Origin of the sequence: Shewanella sp. SG41-4, from assembly GCF_014164505.1 — a bacterium.
Lineage (GTDB): Bacteria > Pseudomonadota > Gammaproteobacteria > Enterobacterales > Shewanellaceae > Shewanella.
The window spans coordinates 1-1,973 of sequence record NZ_JACJFI010000490.1 but is presented as its reverse complement, the minus strand read 5'-3'; the positions used below and the strand labels follow the sequence as shown (position 1 = coordinate 1,973).

At 41.4% G+C, this 1,973-nt stretch carries 2 protein-coding genes and 1 pseudogene; all 3 read left to right on the top strand.

Going from position 1 to position 1,973, the window contains the following annotated elements; translation table 11 throughout:
• Positions 1-124, top strand: a pseudogene (locus H5202_RS21465) (bifunctional 4-hydroxy-2-oxoglutarate aldolase/2-dehydro-3-deoxy-phosphogluconate aldolase); the annotation flags it as partial.
• 21 nt (positions 125-145) lie between these two features.
• Entirely contained in the window at positions 146-712 is a 567-nt protein-coding gene (locus H5202_RS21460; protein ID WP_259397427.1) for a haloacid dehalogenase type II, read from the top strand.
• 152 nt (positions 713-864) lie between these two features.
• Entirely contained in the window at positions 865-1,722 is an 858-nt protein-coding gene (gene yghU / locus H5202_RS21455) for a glutathione-dependent disulfide-bond oxidoreductase (protein WP_182773838.1), read from the top strand.
• Positions 1,723-1,973 lie beyond the last annotated feature (251 nt).

Genomic DNA, 1,973 nt, shown 5'->3' with positions numbered 1-1,973 from the left:
CGTGCCATTGATTCCTGGTGTGGCAAGTATTTCAGAGATCATGGTGGGTATGGAGTTGGGATACACTCACTTCAAGTTTTTCCCAGCAGAAGCTTCTGGTGGCGTCAATGCACTGAAATCATTCTAGGCAAAAGAATTTGGCCAACTGTGGCACGATAAAAAAGTCGAATATGCTTTTCGTCGTGGCTTAATGCAGCAATATGAAGATTTTGGTGTTTGTACTCAGCAAGCTCTACAATATTGTTTGTCTGTTTTCAACGTGACACTTTCAATCAGCGAACAACAAGATTTGCTGGCTAAATTTAGTCAACTAACAGCCTTTGAGGATGTCATTCCTGGGCTTGCATTACTGCGCGATCAGGGGCATACACTCGCCGCGTTTTCAAATGGACCTGAAGCCGCGGTTCGGACACTCATGCAACATTCACGCATATTACCTCAACTACATGATGTTATCAGTGTTGATGATCTGAAGACTTTTAAGCCTAACCCTGCCGTTTACCAATATTTAATGACTCGCACTCAATCTGCCCCAAATCAATGTTGGATGGTGTCGAGTAATCCATGGGATGTCATTGGTGCAAAAGCCGCCGGACTAAACACGGCTTGGATCAAAAGAGACAGTAAAAAAATATTTGATCCTTGGGGGATTGAGCCTGACATCACGGTCAGTAACTTAATCGAATTAAGTGAACAACTAGATGGTCTGTAATAAATAACTAACATGCTGCATTTAAACAATAAAAGCATAACTCATACGCGTTGATGCTAATACATTAAAACTTTACACGCTACACTAACCACATTGTGCTAAGCGCATTATCAATTTACTTAACCTGCTAACAGGTTGTACGAGGATATTCTATGACTGACCAATATACCCCACCTAAAGTTTGGCAAAATAATACCAATGGCGCTAATAAGTGGGCGAATATTAATAGCCCTGAGTCGGGTGCAAGATTTGATAAAGAGCTACCTGTCGGCAAGCATTCTTTGCAACTCTACTCCCTTGGCACACCAAACGGGCAAAAAGTGACTATTCTGTTAGAAGAGCTACTGGCCTTAGGCATTAAAGAAGCTGAATACGATGCTTATCTGATTAACATTGGGGAAAAAGATCAATTTTCTTCAGGATTCGTTGCCGTCAATCCAAACTCAAAAATTCCTGCTTTATTGGATAAATCATCTGATGAAGATGTAAATGTATTTGAATCTGCTTCAATCTTGGTTCACTTAGCTGAGAAATTTGGCAAATTCCTCCCTAAAGATGGCATAGCGAGAACGCAAACATTTAACTGGTTGTTCTGGGCCCAAGGTTCAGCGCCGTTCCTTGGTGGCGGTTTCGGTCATTTCTATGCTTATGCCGATGAAAAACAGGAATATCCTATTAACCGCTTTGCTATGGAAGTTAAACGTCAATTAGACGTGTTAGATAAACAACTGGCAAAAAATACCTATATTGCTGGTGAAGAATATAGCATTGCAGACATTGCCATTTGGCCCTGGTATGGCAACTTAGTCTTGGGCAATTTATATGATGCAGCCGAGTTCCTAGAAGTAGAGACGTATACTAATGTTGTTCGTTGGGCTAAATTGCTTGAGACTCGTAAAGGGGTTCAACGTGGTCGTATCATCAATCGCTCTTGGGGCGAGGAATGGGAACAAGTTCCAGAACGCCATTGTGCTGAAGATATTGATAACGTCCTAAAACTGCGTCCTTAACACAGTTAAATTAAGTCAGACGTTAACGCCCTGAATGATTTAATTTGTATACTAAAAAGCCTTCTGCATTACAGAAGGCTTTTTTTATTGGCATATCAGAGGCCGAAACAACGCAAATTGTGAACGTTATTTCAAGCCAGACGTCTGTGACAATTAAATACTCATTGCAAGTTCTGCACCTTGGCGGATAGCGCGTTTAGCATCTAATTCCGCCGCCACATCTACTCCACCAATTAAATGAACAGGTAATC

What these genes read in the sequence shown, in the direction of transcription:
- yghU (WP_182773838.1), top strand. Translation starts at nt 865, where the DNA reads ATGACTGACCAATATACCCCACCTAAAGTTTGGCAAAATAATACCAAT.